The 21,148-nt window shown below is 55.7% G+C and carries 19 protein-coding genes; 7 read left to right on the top strand and 12 right to left on the bottom strand.

Annotation, left to right across the window (positions count from 1 at the left end; all coding sequences use genetic code 11):
• Window positions 1–279: 279 nt before the first annotated feature.
• Window positions 280–2,763 (top strand): hypothetical protein, encoded by a 2,484-nt coding sequence (locus AC6I8X_RS22455; protein ID WP_497841166.1) that lies wholly within the window; start codon window positions 280–282, stop codon window positions 2,761–2,763.
• A 58-nt stretch (window positions 2,764–2,821) separates the two neighbouring features.
• Window positions 2,822–3,307 carry a sterol desaturase family protein gene (locus AC6I8X_RS22450; RefSeq protein WP_497841414.1) on the top strand — a complete coding sequence of 162 codons (486 nt, stop codon included), beginning with the start codon at window positions 2,822–2,824 and terminating at the stop codon, window positions 3,305–3,307.
• 20 nt (window positions 3,308–3,327) lie between these two features.
• On the opposite strand, the gene crtB is transcribed toward AC6I8X_RS22450, so the two are convergent.
• The 4 genes from crtB to AC6I8X_RS22430 are packed head-to-tail and all read right to left on the bottom strand — an operon-like array spanning window position 3,328 to window position 7,797.
• Window positions 3,328–4,251: a 15-cis-phytoene synthase CrtB gene (crtB, locus tag AC6I8X_RS22445; RefSeq protein WP_497841165.1), complete on the bottom strand. Its 924-nt coding sequence runs from the start codon at window positions 4,249–4,251 to the stop codon at window positions 3,328–3,330.
• On the bottom strand, window positions 4,248–5,729 hold the full coding sequence (locus tag AC6I8X_RS22440) for a phytoene desaturase (RefSeq protein WP_497841164.1): 1,482 nt from the start codon (window positions 5,727–5,729) through the stop codon (window positions 4,248–4,250). Before AC6I8X_RS22440 ends, crtB begins: the two co-directional genes overlap by 4 nt.
• Complete coding sequence (gene crtY, locus AC6I8X_RS22435) at window positions 5,726–6,895, bottom strand: lycopene beta-cyclase CrtY (RefSeq protein ID WP_497841413.1); 1,170 nt, start codon at window positions 6,893–6,895, stop codon at window positions 5,726–5,728. Before crtY ends, AC6I8X_RS22440 begins: the two co-directional genes overlap by 4 nt.
• A complete protein-coding gene (locus AC6I8X_RS22430) occupies window positions 6,892–7,797 on the bottom strand; it encodes a polyprenyl synthetase family protein (protein WP_313682851.1) in 906 nt (301 codons plus the stop codon). The genes crtY and AC6I8X_RS22430 overlap by 4 nt, the downstream gene beginning before the upstream one ends.
• A gap of 227 nt (window positions 7,798–8,024) precedes the next feature.
• On the opposite strand from AC6I8X_RS22430, the gene AC6I8X_RS22425 reads away from it, so the two are divergent.
• The 3 genes from AC6I8X_RS22425 (at window position 8,025) to AC6I8X_RS22415 (ending at window position 11,407) form a co-directional block, all read left to right on the top strand.
• Window positions 8,025–8,966 (top strand): 2-hydroxyacid dehydrogenase, encoded by a 942-nt coding sequence (locus AC6I8X_RS22425; RefSeq protein ID WP_497841163.1) that lies wholly within the window; start codon window positions 8,025–8,027, stop codon window positions 8,964–8,966.
• 122 nt (window positions 8,967–9,088) lie between these two features.
• On the top strand, window positions 9,089–10,267 hold the full coding sequence (locus AC6I8X_RS22420; RefSeq protein WP_497841162.1) for an NAD(P)/FAD-dependent oxidoreductase: 1,179 nt from the start codon (window positions 9,089–9,091) through the stop codon (window positions 10,265–10,267).
• A 111-nt stretch (window positions 10,268–10,378) separates the two neighbouring features.
• Window positions 10,379–11,407 carry a Gfo/Idh/MocA family protein gene (locus tag AC6I8X_RS22415; RefSeq protein ID WP_313682842.1) on the top strand — a complete coding sequence of 343 codons (1,029 nt, stop codon included), beginning with the start codon at window positions 10,379–10,381 and terminating at the stop codon, window positions 11,405–11,407.
• Here the strand turns inward: AC6I8X_RS22415 and AC6I8X_RS22410 are convergent.
• The 7 genes from AC6I8X_RS22410 to AC6I8X_RS22380 are packed head-to-tail and all read right to left on the bottom strand — an operon-like array spanning window position 11,391 to window position 18,296.
• Window positions 11,391–12,329, bottom strand: a complete 939-nt coding sequence (locus tag AC6I8X_RS22410; protein WP_313682840.1) for an oligopeptide/dipeptide ABC transporter ATP-binding protein — start codon at window positions 12,327–12,329, stop codon at window positions 11,391–11,393. The two genes, AC6I8X_RS22415 and AC6I8X_RS22410, sit on opposite strands and share 17 nt — an antisense overlap.
• Window positions 12,322–13,308, bottom strand: a complete 987-nt coding sequence (locus AC6I8X_RS22405; RefSeq protein WP_497841161.1) for an ABC transporter ATP-binding protein — start codon at window positions 13,306–13,308, stop codon at window positions 12,322–12,324. The genes AC6I8X_RS22410 and AC6I8X_RS22405 overlap by 8 nt, the downstream gene beginning before the upstream one ends.
• Window positions 13,308–14,201 carry a D,D-dipeptide ABC transporter permease gene (gene ddpC, locus AC6I8X_RS22400; RefSeq protein WP_497841160.1) on the bottom strand — a complete coding sequence of 298 codons (894 nt, stop codon included), beginning with the start codon at window positions 14,199–14,201 and terminating at the stop codon, window positions 13,308–13,310. Before ddpC ends, AC6I8X_RS22405 begins: the two co-directional genes overlap by 1 nt.
• Window positions 14,198–15,220, bottom strand: a complete 1,023-nt coding sequence (locus AC6I8X_RS22395) for an ABC transporter permease (protein WP_313682836.1) — start codon at window positions 15,218–15,220, stop codon at window positions 14,198–14,200. Before AC6I8X_RS22395 ends, ddpC begins: the two co-directional genes overlap by 4 nt.
• Window positions 15,221–15,266: 46 nt before the next feature.
• On the bottom strand, window positions 15,267–16,832 hold the full coding sequence (locus AC6I8X_RS22390; RefSeq protein WP_497841159.1) for an ABC transporter substrate-binding protein: 1,566 nt from the start codon (window positions 16,830–16,832) through the stop codon (window positions 15,267–15,269).
• 19 nt (window positions 16,833–16,851) lie between these two features.
• On the bottom strand, window positions 16,852–17,421 hold the full coding sequence (ddpX, locus tag AC6I8X_RS22385) for a D-alanyl-D-alanine dipeptidase (RefSeq protein ID WP_299450639.1): 570 nt from the start codon (window positions 17,419–17,421) through the stop codon (window positions 16,852–16,854).
• A gap of 8 nt (window positions 17,422–17,429) precedes the next feature.
• Window positions 17,430–18,296: a MurR/RpiR family transcriptional regulator gene (locus AC6I8X_RS22380; protein WP_299450641.1), complete on the bottom strand. Its 867-nt coding sequence runs from the start codon at window positions 18,294–18,296 to the stop codon at window positions 17,430–17,432.
• Window positions 18,297–18,635: 339 nt separating this feature from the next.
• Here AC6I8X_RS22380 and AC6I8X_RS22375 point away from each other — a divergent pair, with 339 nt between their 5' ends.
• Both AC6I8X_RS22375 and AC6I8X_RS22370 read left to right on the top strand, forming a co-directional pair.
• Window positions 18,636–18,854: a hypothetical protein gene (locus AC6I8X_RS22375; protein ID WP_409521751.1), complete on the top strand. Its 219-nt coding sequence runs from the start codon at window positions 18,636–18,638 to the stop codon at window positions 18,852–18,854.
• Window positions 18,855–19,121: 267 nt separating this feature from the next.
• Window positions 19,122–20,300 (top strand): MFS transporter, encoded by a 1,179-nt coding sequence (locus AC6I8X_RS22370; RefSeq protein WP_497841412.1) that lies wholly within the window; start codon window positions 19,122–19,124, stop codon window positions 20,298–20,300.
• On the opposite strand, the gene AC6I8X_RS22365 is transcribed toward AC6I8X_RS22370, so the two are convergent.
• On the bottom strand, window positions 20,283–21,140 hold the full coding sequence (locus AC6I8X_RS22365; RefSeq protein ID WP_497841158.1) for a helix-turn-helix transcriptional regulator: 858 nt from the start codon (window positions 21,138–21,140) through the stop codon (window positions 20,283–20,285). The two genes, AC6I8X_RS22370 and AC6I8X_RS22365, sit on opposite strands and share 18 nt — an antisense overlap.
• Window positions 21,141–21,148: the final 8 nt, after the last annotated feature.

Genomic DNA, 21,148 nt, shown 5'->3' with positions numbered 1-21,148 from the left:
GGGTCTTAGCCCGACCTGGAGAGCAGCAAAGCGACGTGGTGATATTGCTGAAAACGATGTTGGGAAAGGGAGATTGAAGTTAATTATAAAATTCAGCAGCGTTATCAATATGAAACAATTTTGTTTCTTCGGGTAATTTCGCGACTACCTTCACTATTTCAGATCTAAATGCTTGCTGGAATAAGCGGATTTGGGGGAAAGTTATTACAGGAATCATATCCAGGCTCAATAAGTATGGCCTGAATAACTTTCATTTTCAGTCAGCAGAGCATTGATATTATGCCAGATAATAATGCCATCGTGCCGATGACCGGGCGCGGGGTTATTCAGCCTTTATCACAATCACGTCCACTGCCAGTTTCCAGGGTGGCTGGAGTAATTAATTATATTGCCCCGACGACTGCGGTAATATCCTCATCAGTATCACAACGAGAAAGAATATCTTTTAATAGAGCATGTCATGCTGCTGTTGTCAGGCAGGAAGCCAGAACAACCCGGCCATCAATATCGCAAAAGCATGCTTTGGTAAAAGATAATATTCTCGCCTCTGCCGACGCTGAACCACTGACAGCCAGTTTTATTCTGGCTGCGAAATCACGAGGGAATCGACGAGTCGCGGGAAAAGTTAAATCAATCAGAATCAACACGCAGCATGATCAGGATCGGCTGAGTCGGCAGAAATGGACGGCGGAATTAACGCAGTCACAACAAAAGTTATCATGCATAAACATCTGTGATGAAAATGAGGTATTATCTCAGCCCAGCTCCACTGACGCATTGCAAATGCGATATATGAATAGCGGAGCCGGCACATCGCAACAGCAACCACCCCCCGTCGCAGATATACCACCGGCAAGTGTTGCCACAGCGAAATTTCCTTACCGAGGCGAGGGGGACCCGTGTGAAATTTATGCCCAACAACAACAGCGCATGGTGATTTTGACCCGTGGTGCGGGCGTGTACGCGCAATTGCCTAATCTGCGACCCGCGCTGGAATTAGTGAATAAAGTTGTGGGTGAAGTTTTCAGGAAAATAAAAAACCCGGAACATGTCGGTGAAGTGATGGATGCTATTGCCTTTTGCACGGGTATTCGGCCAGAACGGGTCACCTTTACTATCTATCGCGACTTTTTAGGGCAGGTTCAGTCTTTATTACGTCAGGCGGGAACTTACCTGTCTAAGGCGTTAAATGAAAACCAATTTGCTGTGGTTGAACCTCCGCCAGGGAACATTATGGCTGCCGCGACCATCCCTCAGGATCCCCATCATAGAATCTGGTTTTCCCGAAATCAGTCGTCAGCAGGCCTGGCCGAGTTTTTTAAAAATGTCATACATGAGCTGTGTCATATGTTTACGACAGTTAATCCAGCCTTTGATTTTATCTATCTTATCCCACAAGGTTGTAATGAGCAGGAGATTTGTGATGTTGATGAATTGCAAAAAGCGTTGCTCAATGAAGTTGCTTATATTGGGAGTAATGTTTATGTCCGTGAGGCTTATTTCAAAAAAACCATGACTATGCTCGGCAACAGCTATCCAGATGCACCGCTATATCATCTGTTTAATGCAACGACCTCCGCCGAAGCCGCTCATTCAGTTGAATACAATGACTGGTTGAGATATGTGTTAGTCAGCAGGACATCTGACTTATTAAGTATGCTGGTGATTAAGTTAGGCTATGAAAAATTTCTCAAAAACTTACCGCCACAGGCGCGTTCCACTGCCGATCCTGTATTGGACATGGCTAAGATAGAGGCAATTAAAGATAGAACCTCGATTAATCTGCATCTGAATACCATCTGTCATGTTATGCGCGAGATTACAACGGATTTCAGAACGGCCAATGGCATAATGAAAAAGCTAGCCAGTATCGCCTTACCTTATCCCGCCGAAACAGCACAATGGTTGAAACTTATGGGAGGGGAACTTCCCAATATGATGGCGCGCCTTTATCACAATGAACCCAAAAATTCTGCGCATGTGTTGGGTACGATTAACTGCATTTTAACCTGGCTAATGGAGCGGGGTAATTTACCCGCGAGTTATGTGAAGCAATGTATTCTGCCAATCCCTTATACCTATGCGTTTTATGACACTAAAAACAGCAAAGAGATATGGCAGGATAAATTGATTAATTGCTGGGCTGACTTATTGCGTAGTTTCCTCAGACGGTCTTCTCACATCCCGCAACAAAGAGATATAGAAAACCTTGTCAGAATACTAATCCAAAAGTCGATGGGCTACAGGAATATACCCGGAACTGTGCAGTTTTATAAAATGCTGGCGCTGGAGCTGGAACGACGGATGAACTGGTTTAATCATGTGACTAAAAATAAACAGCCCCAGAGTGATGAACCGAAAAGCAAAAAAGTGAAAACTTCCCCAGAACAGCCGGATAGCCGCCTGATAAATCTGGCAAAAAAACAGCGCTGGTATGTCGCGATTGAAGATGAAAATGGCGAGTTTTTGCGAGGCTTTAATCCGACAGGAGAACGGATTACGGTCCGGGAACTTTTCACGGAACAATTCAGGAAACCAGGCGTACCCGGAACGACAAAAATAATCTGTACCCTGCGAGAATGGCAGGAAAATGGACAGGCTTATTATCATGGAACCACGCGTGATGGGGAGGATATCCGCTGTGAAAATGATGAAAACAACTTAAGTCGGGCAGCAATGGCTGCTTATCGGGGGGAAAAGCCTACTGAAGAGGAAGTGATCATGCTGGGAAGAGATTTAGCGGCCGGGGAAGACAACCTCTGACAGAAATCTGGGCTATTTTGAGTAAGGATACTGACCCGTTAACAAAGAAGGACGGATGATGCTCTGGTTATTGAATACGCTAATCCTGCTTTCCACCGTGGTGTTGATGGAGGTGGTTGCCGCGCTGGCACATAAATACATCATGCACGGCTGGGGATGGGGCTGGCATTTGTCGCATCATGAGCCACACGACAACAAATTTGAACTCAACGATCTTTATGCACTGGCCTTTGCCCTGCTGGCGATAGTGCTGATCCTGGCTGGCGTGCAAGGGCTATGGCCGATGCAGTGGATTGGAGCAGGTATGACGGTATACGGTGCGCTGTATTTTATGGTGCATGATGGTCTGGTTCATCAACGTTGGCCGTTCCGCTATATTCCGCGCCGCGGCTATCTCAAACGCCTGTATATGGCGCACCGTATGCATCATGCGGTGCGTGGACGCGAAGGGTGTGTTTCGTTCGGCTTTTTATATGCGCCGCCGTTACCTAAGCTACAGGCAGCGCTGCGTCAGCGACAGGGACGAAAAAACCACTTCAAATGATTGCAACGCTGCTGTTATTGTCATGGTCGTTGCCATAGCCCCGCCGGGCGGGCCTCAGGCGAAACCAGCCGCGATCGAATTGCCAGCCCGGCCCCCCTGAGCAGTAACGCCAGTTTCTCCCCATTACTGGTATGCTGGCGCGAATCCCACGCCTGCGCGCCGGCCTGCAACACTTTCATGCCAATTTCACGATACACGCCGTGAGCAGTGGCGATCGCCCAGGCTGAACGCAGCGGTAACCCCGCTAACCCGGCGTGCGCTGACTGATAATAAGGTTCTGCTTCCGTCACCAGGCGCGCGGCGAGTGTGGCAATCGCCGCACGATGTTGCATATCGGCCAGATTATCGCTGCGCAAACCCAGCGGTTGCAGCCACTCCTCGGGCAGATAACAGCGGCCATTGCGTGCATCCTCGACGATATCGCGTGCGATATTGGTCAGCTGGAAAGCCAGCCCTAAATCACAGGCGTGATCCAATACCTTTTCATCACGCACGCCCATGACCTGCGCCATCATTAAACCCACCACTCCCGCGACGTGATAGCAGTAACGCAGGGTGTCGTCGAAGCTCAGGTAGCGCTGGTGACGTGCGTCCATCGCAAAACCTTCGAGGTGATCAAAGGCCAGTTGCGCTGGGATCCGGTGCATCAGTGCGACCTCCTGAAAGGCGGCAAACGCCGGTTCTGCCATGCTGGCACCGCTGTAGGCCCGGCGCGTTTCCAGTTGCAGATGCGCCATGCGTGCCAGCGCATCATCGATAGCATGCTGTGATCCAGGCGCTCCCAGCGTCTGACCATCAATAACGTCATCGCAATGACGACACCAGGCATACAGCATCAGCGTGCTGCGGCGCGTTGAGGCATCGAACAATTTGGCGGCAGTCGCGAAGCTTTTTGAGCCAGCAGCCATGGTGTGGGTGGCGTGCGCCATTAACGGCATACTCATCCGGCAAGATCCTCCAGCATCAGTTGCGCAGTGGCTTTGGCCGAAGCAATCACCCCAGGAACTCCGGCACCGGGATGTGTGCCTGCGCCAACCAGATATAAATTGTGAATCGCGGCATCGCGATTGTGTGGCCGAAACCAGGCGCTCTGCGTCAGGATCGGCTCCAGCGAAAACGCCGACCCCTGATGGGCGTGCAGCGTGTCGCGAAAATCAACAGGTGTGAACATGCGTTCGGTGACCAGCTGAGAACGCAAGCCCGGCATCTGGTGCTGCTCCAGATAAGCAAAGATACGATCGCGCAAACGTGGGCCTTCCTGTTGCCAGTCAATATCCGCTGTGCCCAAATGAGGCACGGGAGCAAGTACATAAAAACTGCCGCAACCCGGTGGCGCGAGGCGCGGATCGCTGGAGCAGGGGGCATGCAGATACAGCGAAAAATCCTGTGAAAGCTGGTTGCTGTGAAAAATATCATCAATCAATCCGCGATAGCGTGGGCCGAAACACACGGTGTGATGTGCCAGCTGCGGATGAGGCTGATTCAGACCAAAATACAGCACAAACAGCGAGTTACTCATACGTTTACGTTTCAGCGCCGCCGCGCGTTTTGCCGCTGCGGGATGATGCGCCAGCAGGCTGGCATAGGTATGGACCACATCGGCGTTTGAAGCCACTGCGGCAGTGGCAAAATGTCGTCCATCAACCAGCTGTACGCCATTAATCCGGTCACCCTCAGTCTCAAGCCTGCACACCTGGGCATTCAGCAGCAGCTCGCCACCAAGGTCCTGAAATAACTTCACCATGCCGTTGATCAGCGCGCCGGTGCCACCACGCGGAAACCATACACCCCATTCACGCTCCAGCGCATGGATTAAGGTATAAATCGACGATGTGGCAAACGGATTACCGCCCACCAGAAGCGAGTGAAAAGAAAAGGCCTGACGCAAATGATCATCCTGCACAAACTGCGCCACCATGCTGTAAACACTGCGCCACGCCTGCAAACGACCAAGCTGCGGCGCGGCACGCAGCATAGCGCGCAGCGATAAAAAGGGTACGGTGCCGAGTTTCAGATAACCCTCATTAAACACATCGCGTGAATAAGCAAGGAACTGACGATATCCGGCCACATCCTGCGGGTTAAAGGTGGCAATCTGCTGTTCCAGCCGTGACTGGTTGTTGTCGTAATCCAGCGTGCGGCCATCTTCCCAGCACAGACGATAAAAGGGGGTCACCGGCAATAGCTCGACATAATCACGCATGGATTTGCCCGCCAGCGTGAACAGCGCCTCGATTGCGGTGGGATCGGTAATCACCGTGGGCCCGGCATCGAAAGTAAATCCCTGATCGTGCCAGACATAGGCACGTCCACCGGGCTTATCACGCTGCTCCAGCACCGTGGTCGGGATGCCAGCTGCCTGTAAACGAATCGCCAGCGCCAGGCCGCCAAAGCCTGCGCCCACCACGTAAGTGCGTTTCATGGTTTCTTCCCTGTCTGCGGTTGTGTCGTCAGCAGCGCGCGTAGCGCGGCACCGGGTGGGACCGGTGGTTTACCGCAAATAATGCCTGCCTTATCGGTGAGGGTCAGCTGTCCGGCATAAAATCGGCCAATTAATCCGGCATTCAGCTGGTAAAAACGCTGCATCACACGCCAGCGCTGATCGGGCTGACCAGCAAGAAACAGCATGCGATTCAGCAGGCGGAAAAAGCGTTGTTGACGCCACTGTCGCCGGGCAAAGGTTTCGATATGCTGGCTGAGTGTCGCGGCATCGGTGGGCAGCAGGCTGGAAATATGTTCCGCCAGTATTACCGCCGTGGGTAATGAATAGCCGGTAGTGGCGTGGAATAATCCGGCGCGCAGGCCGCTGCAGGGTTGTCCACGCTGCTGTTGCCAGAAAGCATCAATATCACCGCTCAGGGTGATGGGCAAAGCGCCACGTTCTTCGCGTATCAGCAAGCTCAGGTGCCAGCGCTGCTGCCGGGCATAATCGGCGATATTCTGCCGGGCCACTTCCTGCGCCAGCAGGGGGGTGTCGATATAGTGGGTATCCTCAATCAACAGCCGGTCGCTGTTGAGTGGCAGGGTGTAGACAAACCGATAACCCTGATGCTGTGGCACCGTGGCATCCATCAATATCGGTTGCGTCAGCCCATGCGGCTGCGCCAGCTGCCATTCCTGACCAATAAAAACCTGATAGCCGAGGGACAGATGCGGGGAATATTGCACGCCACGGCCGTCAATCACCACCGGAGCCTGCCACTGACGGCCATCCGCCAGAGTGACGCTGTTGGGGGTAATCTGTTGCACGGCACAGCCGGTGCATAAATTATCGCCGAATGTGGCGCGCAGCTGGCGGGCAAAGGTGGCTGAAGAGATAGAGAAATAATCACCGGGCAGGTTGCGCTGCAACGCCGGGAAACGCACCTGATAACCCGACCAACGTGAGGTGATGAGTGGCGCGATCCAGCGATGCTGGTCAGCCTGTAAATCGTCCTGATGAAACGACCAGGTATGGTTGCCGCCCGCCTGCGGCTGGCTCTCCAGTAGCAGACATTTCAGCGTGGGATGTTGCTGATGCAACCGCAGGGCGATCAACCCATTTGCCAGCCCGGCACCCACCAGAATGACTTCATAGCGGCTGGTCAGTTGAACCTCGCCAGCTGTTGATTAAACAGGGCGTGCATATACTGGCGGGTGGCCATACCGCGATGACAGGCACAGGCCAGGTGGGCATCGGCGCTGCGCAAATGGTCACGTAAGCGGCGCTCGGCACCTTCTGCGCCCAGCATCGCTACCAGTGTGGATTTACCCTGGTCCTGGTGGCGATCTTTCCCGGTGTGCTGACTGCCATCGGCGAGATCGTCAAGCAACTGAAAGGCCTGACCTAAATCCTGCGCAAAGAAACTTAACTTGAGTCGCACCGATGGCGAAGCGTTGGCGGCGATTGCCGCCATTTGCAGCGTGGCGCGAAATAACACGCTGGTTTTGAGCTCATTGGTGAGTTCGATGTCTGCGGTGCTGCGTGTGTGTGCTCCATCATGCAAATCCTGAAATTGCCCCTGCACCAGTCCCTGCAAACCGACTGCCGAGGAGAGTTCGGCAATGGCGGCGGATTTATGTTTTGCTGCCAGGCCGGGTGCCAGTGCGATCACTTCGAAAGCGCGACTGAGTAAGGCTACCGCTGCGAGGATCGCCACATTCTCGCCAAATTCGCGGTGCACGGTGGGGCGGCCCCGACGCATCTGGGCATTATCCATTGAGGGGATGTCATCAAGGATCAACGAGGCGGCATGTACCATCTCCACTGCGCAAGCCAGATCCAGCAGGCCGGGTTGTTGCGTATCACAACCCATATCATGCGCAGCCAGCAACAGCAGCAGGGGACGAATACGTTTACCGGGAGCGAGCGTGCCTGCCCGCATGGCTGCCCGTACCCGATCAGTCTGCTGTCCGCCGGGCAGCAGCTGCTCAAGGTGTGACTGCAACCGCTGTTGCAGGCGGTGCAATTCGCTGTACGAGTTGGCAAGGGTATCGACACGGGCGGTCATAGCATGTTCCAAAGGTTGTTAAGTCTTTGTGGTTTTTTTAACCGTAGACCGCACAGGGAGAGTTCGCCAGATAAGCGAAGCGATTTGTATAGAGACTCTGATTATGGCTGGCCCCAAATAGCACATTGGCTAACGTGATCGCTGCGACGAAATACGTAACCACTCGCCGTAACATAACGTTAATCCGTTAGTCTGAGGATCAACCCATTTTTATCGCGGAAAGAAAAATGCCAACTACACAACCTGAAATCCTTATTATTCAGCCGTTGATGCCGCAGCTGGATGAAAAGCTGACGCAACATTTTCACTGCCATCGTTTATATGAACAGGCAGACCCGGCGTTATTTTTGCAGCGTCAGGGACAATCAATCGAGGCAATTGTCACCCGGGGTGATGTTGGGGTGGAAAATGCGATTGTGGCGCAATTACCGGCCTGTAAAGCGATTGCCGTTTTTGGTGTTGGTACCGATCGTATCGATCTCGCCAATGCCGCATCCCGCCAGATTCAGGTGAGTATCACCAAAGATATTCTGACTGAAGATGTGGCGGATCTGGCGCTGGGGCTGACGCTGGCCTTTTCGCGTAAATTGCTGCATTACGATCAGTTTGCCCGCTCCGGGCAGTGGGAAGTGCAGGCTCCGGCGCTTTCCAGCAAAGTCAGTGGTAAAAAGTTAGGCATTGCCGGGCTTGGCGCGATTGGTCTGGCCATCGCCCGCCGTGCAGAAGCCTTTGGCATGGAGGTGGCTTACACCGCCCGCAGTGCCAAAGCGGTGAACTATCGCCGTTGTGACAATATTGAACAACTGGCGGCATTCAGTGACTTTCTGGTGCTGGCCTTGCCGGGCAGTGCGGAGAATCAGCATATCGTCGATAAAACGGTGCTGAAAGCACTTGGCGCTGAGGGTGTGCTGATCAATGTGGCGCGTGGCAATGTGGTGAATGAAGCCGATCTGATTACGGCGTTGCAGCAGGGAATAATTAAAGGCGCGGCACTGGATGTTTATCCGCAGGAGCCAGTTATTAACCCGGCACTTTGTGCGCTGGAGAATGTGATATTAATGCCGCATATTGCCAGTGCCACGTATGAAACACGGGAACAAATGGCAAATAATGTGCTGGAGAATTTGTTGTCTTATTTCGCCACCGGAAAAATTGTCACTCCGGTATAATATTATTATCTGACTTCAGAAGAAAAACTTATATCTTTTCCATCAATGAGGCTGGCGGAAATTTCCTTTCCGCTGGCAGCGATTGATTATGATATGGTTGATTTTTTTTCAGGGAGCCAGATATGACAGCACAAAAAATTGCAGTAATGGGTGGCGGCGTCATCGGCATGGCGGTGGCGCGTGCGCTGGCTTTGCAGGGCGCGCAGGTGACCATTTTCGAGCAGCAGCATATTGGCGCAGGCACCAGCAGCACCTCATTTGCCTGGCTGAACTCCAATGGCAAACAGCCGGAGAGTTATCACCAGCTCAATGTGTTGTCGATGGAAGAACACGTTAAATTGCAGCTGTCGCATCCTTCTGCTTTGCGCTGGCTGGAAACCTGTGGCACCTGGGAGTGGGCCTCGGAGGCCGGTCAGACCGAACTCCAGCAGCGTGCCGCACGGCTGCAATCCATGGGCTACCCGGCTCGGGAAGTCACGCTGAGTGAATTGCAGCGCGCAATCCCGGAACTGCGCAGTACGGCGGTCAGCGGCAGCCTGTGGCATTTCCCTGCTGAATCACTCCTTTATCCCGCGCTTTATCTGGCCCGGTTATGGGCGGATGCCCGTGCCGCCGGTGCGATCTTACACCAGCATTGCCAGGTGACGGATGTGCAGGAGAGCGCCAGTCAGGTCAGCTTACAGCTGGATAATGGTGAGCACTGGCATGGCGATCGGCTGGTGGTAGCGACCGGGCGCTGGTCCGCTGAATTTCTGACACATCTCGGCCTGCAACTGGCGCTGACGGATGCCAGCCAGCCCAATAAAATCGGCTGTAGCTTCCTCGCGCGTACTGCGCCGCAGCCGTTATCGCTGGGCACCAACCTGATTTCACCGCAGTTAAATGTTCGTCCGGACGGTGGCGGACGTTTGCTGTTACAGGCACTGGATCTGGATGACCTGGCCGATCCCGCCGCGCCTCCCGCGACCGATAGCGATATTGCCCGTCAGATGCAGGCGCGCTACCGCGAATTGTTTGATGACGCCGGTTCGCTACAAATCGAGCAGATTGTGGTGGGACAGCGTGCACGTCCGGCCGATGGCTTACCGGCGCTGGGATTTGTCACCCCGCATCAGCGGGTGTACCTGGCGGTGATGCACAGCGGGATGACGTTGTCGCCACTGATTGGCCGCCTGGTGGCAGAGGAGTTAAGCAGCGATAGCCCCAGTGCTTTATTAACGGATTTCCGCCCGCAGCGCTTGCTGGGAAAAACGGCGGCGGACTTCCCGACACCGGTGCATTACTTTCCGGCTGCTCAGTAATAATGTTCCGAATATCTCATTTATGAAATTTTTGTGTTGTTTGCTGGTGCATATTTGCTACCGTTGCCAGTAATGCATCATCAACAACTTAACCTGTTTCACGGAGGGGATATGAGAGTCGGATTAGTGGGTTACGGCACCGGTGGACAGAATTTCCATGCACCATTTATTTCAGCAGCTAAAGGATTGGAACTGGCAGGTATAGTGGCGCGCGCCCCTGCCACCATCGCTAAAGTCAGGGCTGATTTCCCGGATGTCCCCATTTACCCCAGCCTGACGGCGTTGCTGGCTGCGGGGGTGGATATCGTCACCATCACGACACCACCGCAAACGCGGCGTGAACTGGTGCTGGAAGCGATTGCCGCGGGTGTGGCAGTGATTGCCGATAAGCCCTTTGCCCCGGACGCGAAGACCGGACGCGAATTGGCCGCTGCGGCGCGCGCGCGCGGCGTGGTGCTCGGTGTCTATCACAACCGTCGTTTTGATGCGGATATGCAGACGCTGCGCCAGCTGATTGAACAACAAAAGGTTGGCAAGTTATGGCGCTTGCATAATCGTATGGATCTCGACGAACCACACACGCTGGAAGGCGGGGAAACGGGTGGATTGCTGCGCGATATGGGCAGCCATCTGGTGGACCAGGCAATGTGGCTGATGGGGCCGGTGACCTCGGTGCTGGCGCATCTGGATATCGTCGATCGCCCCGAAGGGCCGACGGATGCCAGCTTTGTGCTGACGTTAACCCATAGCAGCGGCGCGCATTCTTATATTTCCTCCAGTAAAATCAATTATCTGTCGATGCGTGAGCTACGTTTATACGGTGCCTTAGGCAGTTATGTTGCCCAGGGTTCAGATGTGCAGGCGCGTGAGATCTATGCCGGTAAGCGTCCGCTGGACGATCTGGCTGGCTGGGGATTCGAACCCCCGGAGCACTGGGGCACGCTGCATACCGCGGCGGGTGCTGAGAAGATCCCGTCGGCGCAGGGGGCATATCATGATTATTACGCCGCGTTTGCGGCGGCGGTGCAAAACGGCAGTGCGCCGCCGGTGACGACGGATCAGGCGATTAGCGTGCTGGAAGTGCTGGATGCGGCGTTTGTCAGCGCGCGTGAAGGGCGGATTGTTAATCTGAACCCGTAACCTGCCAGCAACGCACCGATCGTTCCCCCTCGATCACCCGCAGCGTCTGCGGTTGCCCACAGGCTTCCTTCGCCTGTGGGCAGCGATCGCGAAAATAGCACCCCGCAGGCAGGATACGGTTGCCGGGCAGGTCGGTTTTGCGTAACGCAATATGCTCCGCGAGGGGTTCATGAATGTTGGGCACCGAAGCCAGCAGCAACTGGGTATAAGGATGTTGTGGCTCGGATAGCACCTGTTCTGCTTTCCCCAGCTCGACAATTTGCCCGAGATACATCACGGCCACGCGATCGCTCATATGCCGCACCACCGACACATTGTGTGAGATCAGCACATAAGTCAGGTTGCGTTGTTGTTGCAGCGTGACCAGCAGATTGAGGATCTGGGCCTGTACCGAAATATCCAGCGCCGATGTCGGTTCATCCAGCACGATAATATCCGGGCTGGAGGAGAGGGCTCGGGCGATGGCGATACGCTGACGTTGTCCACCCGAAAAAGCGTGTGGCAGGCGATCAAGATATTCCACGCGAATCCCCACCAGCTGCGCCAGTTCTGCCGCCAGCTGCCGCCGGGCTGACTCCTTCATACGCCGCTGAATCCAGACCGGTTCAGTGATAATGCGCCACACCGGCAGGCGCGGGTCCAGCGACGATAACGGATCCTGAAACACCATCTGCATTGAACCGGTTGCCTGTGCTGTGCGCTGACACTGGCCCTGCTGGGGTTGCAGCATCCCCATCAGTAGCTGGGCGAGGGTGCTTTTGCCGCAGCCGGATTCACCGACAATCCCCAGCGTTTCACCGCGTTGCAGTTGCAGGTCGAGACCATTTAGCGCATGGGCCTGCTCGGTAACACGCCCACGCCAGTTACGGCGTAACGGAAAATTGACGTGGACATCACGCAGTTCCAGCAGCATCTCAGACATAAGCGTTCTCCTGTTGCGGATACCAGCAGGCGGTAAACTGGCTGGCGTTGCCGCAGGGTTGCAGCGTGGGGATTTCAGCGCAACGCGGCCCGGCAGCGAAACAGCGCTCGCGGAAGGCGCAACCGCCAGGTAAATGCGCCAGATTGGGTACGGTGCCGGGGATTGCGGGCAGCGTTGATCGTGGCGCGCGCTGTTCCGGTGCGCACTGCAATAACCCCTGGGTATAGGGATGAACCGGGTGCTGAATCAGATCCTGCGTCGCCCCGCGCTCAATCACGCTCCCGGCATACATCACATACAAGCGATCGCATAACTGCGACACCACCGCCATATCATGGCTGATAAACAGCACCGAGGTGCCGCTGGTACGCGCTTTCTGCTTCAGCAGGCGCAACACCTGAAGCTGCACCGTCACATCCAGCGCGGTGGTCGGTTCATCGGCGATGATCAGCGTCGGGTCGCAGGAGAAAGCCAGAGCAATCATCACGCGCTGACGCATGCCGCCGGAAAGTTCAAACGGATAACGTTTCATCACCTGCGCGGCATCGGGGATTTGCATCTCCTCCAGCAGGCTGATGGCTTTTTCTTGTGCAGCTTTGCGCGTCAGTGCCTGGTGATGACGGATCACCTCAATAATTTGCCGACCAATGCGCCGGGTCGGGTTGAGTGCCGTCATCGGCTCCTGAAAAATCATCGCCACGCGCGAGCCGTGCCACTGACGCAGCTGTTTCTCGCTGGCGCGTAATACATCCTCCCCGAGCAACGTGACCTCGCCCTGCGGCACACGATAATGCCCCTCTGGCAGCAGGCGCATGGCCAGCATCGCCGTGACCGATTTCCCGGAACCCGACTCACCTACCACCCCGACAATCTCGCCACGCCCTACGTTGAGAGAAACATGATTCAGTGCGTGAACTTCGCCCTGATAGATCGGGAAGCTTAACTGCACATCGCGTATTTCCAGTACCGGAGCCACCATCAGTGTTGTCCTCCCGTTTTCGGGTCGAGCAGGTCGCGCAGGCCGTCACCAAACAGGTTAAAGCCAACCGCGGTGATCAGGATGGCCGCACCAGGGAAGGTGCAGTACCACCATTGATCCAGCACGTAATTACGACCGACCGCGACCATCGCCCCCCATTCAGCGGTAGGTTGCTGTGCGCCAAGGCCGATAAAACCCAGGGTTGCTGCCATCAGGATCGCGCTGCCGATATCCAGCGATGCCTGTACGATCAACGGTGGCAAGGCGTTGCGCAGGATATGCCAGCTGATCAGATGCCAGCGTGAAGCACCAAAGGTGCGTGCGGCCTGCACATAGGTAAACTGGCGCACGATCAGCGTTTGTCCGCGTGCCAGTCGCACGTAAAACGGGATGCGTACGATGGCTATCGCCAGCATGGCATTCACCAGGCTCGGGCCTAAGGCGGCAGCCAGCGCCATGGTCAGTACCAGCGAGGGAATCGATAACATGATATCCATCAGTCGCATGATCAGCGCATCACCGCGCCCGCCGAGCACGCCGGAAAAGCAACCCAGTAGCGAACCAATCCCTCCGGCAATCACCACCACCATCAATCCCGCCACCATCGATTGCTGGCTGCCGACCAGCACGCGGCTGAACAGGTCGCGGCCCACTTCGTCGGTGCCAAACCAATGCAGCGCGGAGGGTGCCTGCAGCCTGGCCGTGAGGTCCAGCGCGTTGGGGTCAAAGGGTGCCAGCCACGGCGACAGCACCAGCAGCAATAACATCAGCAGCATAATCAGCCCGCCCACTAAGGTCAGCGGACTTTGGCGTAGCAGCCAGAAGATGCGTTTCAGGCGGGCTTGCCAGGCTTTGCTGCTGCGGACGCGCGGTTCAACTTCCGTCATCATCATGCATCACCTCCACGACCGATGCGTGGGTCGATCCACAGGTAGAGCAGATCCACCGCCAGATTGACCAGCACATAAACAAAAGACACCACCACGGCAAAACCCATCACTGCCGGGAAATCGAGTGCCTGGATGGAGGCGACCACCCACGCGCCCATGCCGGGCCAGGAAAATACCGTTTCGGTCAGCACGGCACCGTATAACAGGTCACCCAGCGCCAGACCCAGTACCGTGACTGAGGGGATTAGCGCATTCGGCAATGCATAACGCAGGATAATCACCCGGTTCGGTAAACCGCTGGCGCGCGCGGTACGGATATAGTCTTCGCTGAGTTGTTCCAGCATCGCGCCACGAATCTGGCGCGCGACAATGCCAAGATGAACAAAGGCCAGCGTCAGCGAGGGCAGAATCAGATGCTGCACCGCATTGAAAAACACCTCACTGTCGCCTGCCAACAGGGCATCGATAGTGTAAAAGCCGGTGACACGCGCGGGCGGATCAAGCCAGTCATCCAGCCGTCCGCCACCGGGTAACAGTTGCAGATGGCCGTAGAACAGCACAATCACCCCCAGTCCGAGCCAGAAAGCCGGGGTGGAGATGCCGGTGATCGCCAACAGACGGACCAGATGGTCCAGCCAGCGATTACGATACACTGCCGACAGCACGCCGAGTGGAATGCCAATCAGCAGCGCCAGCAACAACGCGCAGCTGGCCAGTTCCAGCGTGGCGGGGAAAAAGGTGCGCATCTCCTCCAGCACAGGACGACCGGTGCGGATCGAGGTGCCGAGATCGCCATGCAGTAAGGCCATCACATAGCGTCCGAACTGCACCCATAACGGTTGATCCAGCCCGAGTTGCTGGCGGATATGCTGCACAATCGCTTCACTGGCGCGGTCTCCGGCCAGCAAACGCGCCGGATCGCCCGGTATCAGGTGCGAGATAATAAAGGTGATCACGCATACCCCAGCGACCACCAGGACAAGTCCCCAGCAGCGCTGGCGCAAAATTTGCCAGAGTGTCATCGGCGCTCCCTGACGGCGTCGGGACCGACGCCGTACGTTGAGTTGCTTACTTACTCATGCTGGCGATGTTGAACACCTGTTCCAGCATTGGGTTAAAGACATAACCTTTTACCTGCTTGTTCATCGCCAGCTGGTAGTTCTTCTGGAACAAATAAACGTAGGCGGCTTCGTCGATGACGATCTTCTCGGCCTGCTGATAATCTTTGGTACGGGCCTTTTGGTCGGTGGTTGCCAGCGCGCTTTTCATCAGCTTGTCCACTTCGGCGTTTTCATAAAAGGAACGGTTGCCCGGCAGGCCTTTCTTATCCGACTCGAACCAGTAGTTCATAAACATGTAGGGGTCGGCGAAGTCCGGGCTCCAGTTACCGATGGCGATGTCGTAATCCCCTTTGCCAACGCGCTCGCGCAGGGTGGCGTTCGCCAGTTTTTCTAACTTCACGTTGACGCCAATCTTGCTCAGGCTGGCCTGGGTCGAGAGGGCAATCGGCTCCCAGTTGGGATCGTTATCCGAATAGAGGAAAGTCAGGCTGGTGGGTTTCTGCGGTACTTTGTCCAGCGCGGCTTTGGCTTTTGCTTCGTCCATGCTGTATTGCATGGCGGAGGCATCGTAACCCCACATCCCTTCGGGAATCGGGCCGCGCATCTGTTTGCCGTAGCCGCTGAGGATGCCTTTTACCATGCCCTGATAATCAGTTGCCCAGGAGATGGCACGACGCAGATCGACCTGGCTCATCGGCCCCTTACCGTTGTTGAGGTAAAGGTAAGTCACGCGCAGCGAGGGATATTCCGCCACCTCGACTTTGCCTTCCTGTTTCAGGGCGGTGAGTTGATCGACCGGCAGCGAATCGGCGATATCGATATCGCCGCGCGACAGTTGCAGACGGCGCGAGGCGCTTTCACCAATAATTTTTACCGATACGCGTTTAAACGCCGGTTTGGCTCCGGCGTAATACGGGTTCGGCACCAGCACCAGCTGCTGGCCTTTCTGCCAGCTTTTCAGCATAAACGGGCCGGAACCGGCGGTATGCTCCGCCAGATAAGCACGCGCATCATCATCAGGGTGCGCTTGCAACACCGCCGGGTTAATGATCGAGGCACCATCATTCGCCAGGGTATACAGGAACGGGGCGAAGGGCTGGCTGAGGGTAAACGTCACCGTGTGTGGATCGACTACGTCGATTTTCAGGTCAGCCGGATAAGCCTCTGCCGGGCCTTGTTTGATTTTTAGCAGACGTTCAAACGAGGCTTTTACCGCATCGGCGGTGACGGCACTGCCATCATCAAATTTGGCGTTATCTTTGAGTTTGAAAGTCCAGGTTTTCTGGTCTGCTGAGGCCTGCCAGCTGGCGGCCAAATCACCTTCTACTTCGGTAGACCCTTTGCCATCCACCGTTTTGTAGCGCACCAGACGCTGATAGGCCGGGTAGGTGACGGTCCAGTCGTTATTATCGATGGTGACCGCCGGATCGAGGGTTTGCGGATCGGCGGCTTTGCCGATCACCAGCATATCTTTTGGCACCGCCGCCTGCACGGCAGCCGGAAGGGTGAGTGCCAGCGCGCTGGTCAAAAGGGCCGGGCGTAACAGCGAACGGAACAGGTGTGTCGTCTTCATCGCAAAGCTCCAGTTAACATTAAAGAAAGGTGTTGTCGTAACAGGAAAAACGATCGTCCAGCAGCGGGTAACGCAGCGCATCAGGTAGTTCGAAATGCCACCATTCGCTGCTCATGCCAACAAAGCCGCCGCCAAACATAATCGCGTTGAGTAACAGACGATTACGCTGTGCGGCGACCGGTACGGAAGGATGGTACTGATGAGAACGTTCATGCATCTCATCAAAACCCGCACCCATATCGAGGATCTGCCCCTGTGGGTCCATCAGCGTGAGGTCAATGGCGACGCCACGACTGTGATTGGAACCGAGGGTGAGATCGGCGACATATTGCGGGTCGGGGCAGGCTTGCCACAGCATCGCCTGCGCCTGGCGCGGACGGTAAGCGTCATAGACGCGCAGTTGCAGACCGGCCAGCGCGGCAATGGCGAGGCTTTTTTCCAGCGCGGCAACGGCATCAGGATGCAGCAGGCAGCGCGCTTCGCGGTAGATGGGGCGTCCGGTGATGTTATCGTCCGTGGCATATTTCAGATCGATCAGCAACTCTGGAAAATGCTGCGCGAGATCGACCAGTTCACAATTGTCAGACATAGCAATCCTTAACGTTCAAATTGACCAAATTCCTGCTGCAACTGGCGATTGGTCGCCAGGCGGGTGGCAAGGCCATCGCCCAGCTGATCGACCACACCCGAGAGCAGCAGATTAAACAGGCAGGAAATCGGGGCCAGCGAATCCCAGAAGTGTCCGGTATCGGTTTTCACCTGCAATAAATCCAGCGGATAGTCCCGCGCCCACGGGCACCAGATGTCGGTGATTAACGCCAGCCCCACCTGTTGTTCGCTGGCGACGCGACAGTATTGGCGTGCGATGGCGGAGTAGGCACGCGTATCGGTAATCACCACATAGGGGCGTTCAAAACCAGAGTTGAGTGATTCCACCCAGCTGCCAGACAGCCCCTCGGCGTAGCTGACGCGTGGACGCAAATATTCCAGATGGCTGAAAAAGGCGTTGGCGATACCACGCGTGGACTGAATGCCGAGAACAAACACCGCATCGGCGTGGGTGAGTTGCTGCACCACGCGCTGGAAGACTTCGCTCTGTGCCAGTTGATAAACGTGCTGGATGGCATCCAGCTCCAAATCCAGCGACTGTTGCGAACGACGCGGTAAATGATTTTGCTGCTGCCAGGCGTCAAGGCGCTCGTTCATGCCCCAGGCCTGATAAGGGATAGCAGGCAGATCGCGCAGGCTTTTTTTCACATCGTCGAGGTTGCGATAACCGAGTTTGCGCAGATAGCGGCCCACGGTAATGCCGGTTGTGCCGGTGGCGCGGGCGATGCTGTCCGCCGTTTCAAACGGAATCTGCGCGCTGTGCGTCAGCAGCCAGCTGGCAATGCGCCGGGCGCTGGGCGTTTGCTGGCTGAAACTGGCTTCAATGCGGGCGATCAATTCGGGTTTTGCAGTCATCGCGGCCTCCGTGTTAGCGGGTTGTCATCGGCTGACATCCTGTTAGTTGAATAACAATGCAGAACGCGTGCCAACGCCGCAGAACGCAGAAAACCTGCGTAATGACGCGGTGCGAGTTAACAACAGATCAACATTTGTGCAGCGTAGTTCACTTTTGGTGCAACACGGCAGGAGGTGAAGATGATTCTGTGCGGCGGGTCAGACATTTTTTACAGAGCTCACCTCAAAGCGCGAATTGGTTATTTTTTGTTCCGAATTAAATTCTATTCTGACGCAAATCAATAAAACTTATATCTGATGGCTCAACCATGGAGATCAAATCACCGATGAGAGGAGGTTATGATGCGTAACTCAGTCATGACGTTGCCGGAAATGGCACGCTATCTGGGGGTTCCGCCAGCGACGTTAGCACGGGCGATTTGTAATCGCGGAACGCTGGAGAGACTTCCGCTACCAGAAGCGGTAGACGAAGATGTGCCCCTGTCGCGCCGTTGCTGGTTCCCGCATGACGTAAGGCAATTCCGCCATGCGTTGCAACGGGCAAAACATGGAGGCTAGTCACGCGCAAACATACTCCCGAGTGCTGGGAGCGGGGTGAGGTAAGGGTTGATATAACCTCACCCTTGAAGCGCCTGAAACCTGCCGATGACTAATCTCTGAAATTCACACCCCTTTCCGCCTGATTTTTTCCTGACTATTTACCGGACACCTGTACTTTCATCCTTTCCACTGACAAAACATTGAGTCGGTCAGGGACCGCAGTGTTGTGAGTCCCGGCTGTGGCATGACGCCAGAAAACGCAAAAGGAAACCGGTCATTATGCAAATGCGCAGCACTTCTCTGCCGTTTATCCTGCTGGGAACGATGTTTACCGCCGGGGGATACGGCGGCACTTTCCTGATTTCTGCCTGGTTCCATGCACAGGGTGGTAGTGATATCGATACCGGTAAAGCCCTCAGCCTGGCACTGGTCGGCACCTTGCTGGGTGTCCCCCTGGTCGGCTGGTGTGCTGGAAAAATTGATGCGGCCAGACTGGCCGCAGTAGCCTCACTGGTGCTGGCCGGGGGTTATGCGTTGTTGGCTAACCTGCACGGTATCGACCCTGATTATCTGCCCCGACTGGCGACGTTGCTGATGGGGCTGGGATGGGGCATGTTTTACCTGGCCGCGCCGCTGGCGTTATCGGAACGCCTGAGTGACGCGGAACGTGGAACGGGTTTTACGCTGTTTAGCGCTTTCCAGATGACCGGGATTTGCGGGAGTCCGGTGTTGCTGGGAGCAGGCATGGTGCAGGCAGGGTTGTCGTTGCAAACCACATTTTTCTGTGTCGCAGCGATGGGGCTGACGGCCGCGTTGTTGCTGCTGATATTTGGTTACAGGGAACCGCGACCAGCATGCGAACGGGTTTTGTGTCCGTGGGTGCGAAAATTGCCTGCGCTGGTGGCGGGTGCTGCGTTGCGCCCGGTGATCATGGTCGGCCTCGGAGGGGCGGTGTTCTCTGGAATGATGGCGTTTCAGGTGTCTCTGACGGCAGGAACCCGCGTCAGCGCGGGGACTTTTTTCACGGTACATGCGGTGACCGCCGTAGTCGCCCGTCTGCTGCTGGTGCGACGTTTGCCCACCTGGCCACGCTTGCCACTGATGGTGGGGCTGCTGGGGTGCCTGATTGCGGGGTTGATTTGTCTGCTGGGGCTGGCAATCCATCCCGCATTCCAGATTGCAGCCGGGATGTTGACCGGTGCCGGTTATGGTTTGCTCTATCCGGTGATTCAGACCTGGGCGGTTAACGACTCACCACCGACGGATCGCCACGCCGCCCTGACATGGTTTGTCGTGTCATATTTTGTCGGCATATTTGGTTTTCCGGCTTTCGGCGGCTGGCTGCTGGTGACCGCAGGCAAAAGCGCGTTTGTCTGGTCGCTGGTGCTGCTGGCGCTGCTGGAACTTGTGGTCGCGGTGGTGAGAAAACCGCGACCAGGGCGCATGCTAACCCTGAGCGATTAACTGCTGCAATGACGCCGCGCTGGCGGCATCGTCAGGCACATACACCAGCAAACGGTCACCGTTGCGTGAGGCCGACCACCAGTTGTTCTGGCGCAACGTCATTTCACCCACGCTGGCGCGGTGAAAACGCTTCACGCGATTTTCCACTTTACCCAATTCATAACGCTGCCAGGTCCGGCCAAACTCGTCGGAGCTGGCGAGCAGGCGGGCAAGAAAACTTTCCCAGTGGGGATCGCCAAGATGCTCGCCCATTTGTCCGCGAAACATCGCCACCATTTGCGGCATCACTTCTTCCCAGTCCGCCATGGCAGCACGCCAGCCGGGATGATTGAACGCCAGCCAGATACAGTTGCGATCTTCCAGCGGGATCTCCGCCATCTGTACTCCCATCAACTTACACCAGGCGGCGTTATAACCCAGAATATCGAAACGCGGTGTTTCGATAATTGCCGGTAACTGGATAGCATCCAGCATTTGCTGATTGTGTTCGGCAATTTTGCAGCAGGCGGCAACCTCGCGCACCGAGGGGAGAATGTGCCCGGCGAGGGAGAACAGATGCTGCGTTTCCACATCATTACATTGCAACGCGGTGGCGATGGCGGTGAGGGTTTTCGGGGAAGCCTTGATATCGCGTCCCTGTTCCAGCCAGGTGTACCAGGTAACACCCACATCGGCCAGCTGGGCCACTTCTTCCCGACGTAAACCCGGCGTCCGACGATGGCGCATGCGCGGCAATCCCAGCCGGTTCGGATCGAGGCTTTCCCGGCGTGTGCGCAGAAAAGTGCCGAGTAATTTACGGTTGTGATTAGCGGTAATGCTGGCCGGTTGCGCGGTAATCATCAGCGGAA

This window comes from Pantoea sp. X-Soil-TKNS-1280 (assembly GCF_059730475.1).
This window is presented reverse-complemented; position numbering and strand designations above follow the sequence as displayed.

Coding starts and splice junctions, on each gene's coding strand:
- AC6I8X_RS22420 (WP_497841162.1), top strand. CDS start 9,089: ATGACAGCACAAAAAATTGCAGTAATGGGTGGCGGCGTCATCGGCATG.
- AC6I8X_RS22410 (WP_313682840.1), bottom strand. CDS start 12,329: ATGTCTGAGATGCTGCTGGAACTGCGTGATGTCCACGTCAATTTTCCG.
- AC6I8X_RS22380 (WP_299450641.1), bottom strand. CDS start 18,296: ATGACTGCAAAACCCGAATTGATCGCCCGCATTGAAGCCAGTTTCAGC.
- AC6I8X_RS22390 (WP_497841159.1), bottom strand. CDS start 16,832: ATGAAGACGACACACCTGTTCCGTTCGCTGTTACGCCCGGCCCTTTTG.
- AC6I8X_RS22450 (WP_497841414.1), top strand. CDS start 2,822: ATGCTCTGGTTATTGAATACGCTAATCCTGCTTTCCACCGTGGTGTTG.
- AC6I8X_RS22425 (WP_497841163.1), top strand. CDS start 8,025: ATGCCAACTACACAACCTGAAATCCTTATTATTCAGCCGTTGATGCCG.
- AC6I8X_RS22375 (WP_409521751.1), top strand. CDS start 18,636: ATGATGCGTAACTCAGTCATGACGTTGCCGGAAATGGCACGCTATCTG.
- AC6I8X_RS22430 (WP_313682851.1), bottom strand. CDS start 7,797: ATGACCGCCCGTGTCGATACCCTTGCCAACTCGTACAGCGAATTGCAC.
- AC6I8X_RS22415 (WP_313682842.1), top strand. CDS start 10,379: ATGAGAGTCGGATTAGTGGGTTACGGCACCGGTGGACAGAATTTCCAT.
- crtB (WP_497841165.1), bottom strand. CDS start 4,251: ATGAGTATGCCGTTAATGGCGCACGCCACCCACACCATGGCTGCTGGC.
- AC6I8X_RS22455 (WP_497841166.1), top strand. CDS start 280: ATGCCAGATAATAATGCCATCGTGCCGATGACCGGGCGCGGGGTTATT.
- AC6I8X_RS22395 (WP_313682836.1), bottom strand. CDS start 15,220: ATGACACTCTGGCAAATTTTGCGCCAGCGCTGCTGGGGACTTGTCCTG.
- AC6I8X_RS22440 (WP_497841164.1), bottom strand. CDS start 5,729: ATGAAACGCACTTACGTGGTGGGCGCAGGCTTTGGCGGCCTGGCGCTG.
- ddpX (WP_299450639.1), bottom strand. CDS start 17,421: ATGTCTGACAATTGTGAACTGGTCGATCTCGCGCAGCATTTTCCAGAG.
- ddpC (WP_497841160.1), bottom strand. CDS start 14,201: ATGATGATGACGGAAGTTGAACCGCGCGTCCGCAGCAGCAAAGCCTGG.
- AC6I8X_RS22370 (WP_497841412.1), top strand. CDS start 19,122: ATGCGCAGCACTTCTCTGCCGTTTATCCTGCTGGGAACGATGTTTACC.
- AC6I8X_RS22405 (WP_497841161.1), bottom strand. CDS start 13,308: ATGGTGGCTCCGGTACTGGAAATACGCGATGTGCAGTTAAGCTTCCCG.
- AC6I8X_RS22365 (WP_497841158.1), bottom strand. CDS start 21,140: ATGATTACCGCGCAACCGGCCAGCATTACCGCTAATCACAACCGTAAA.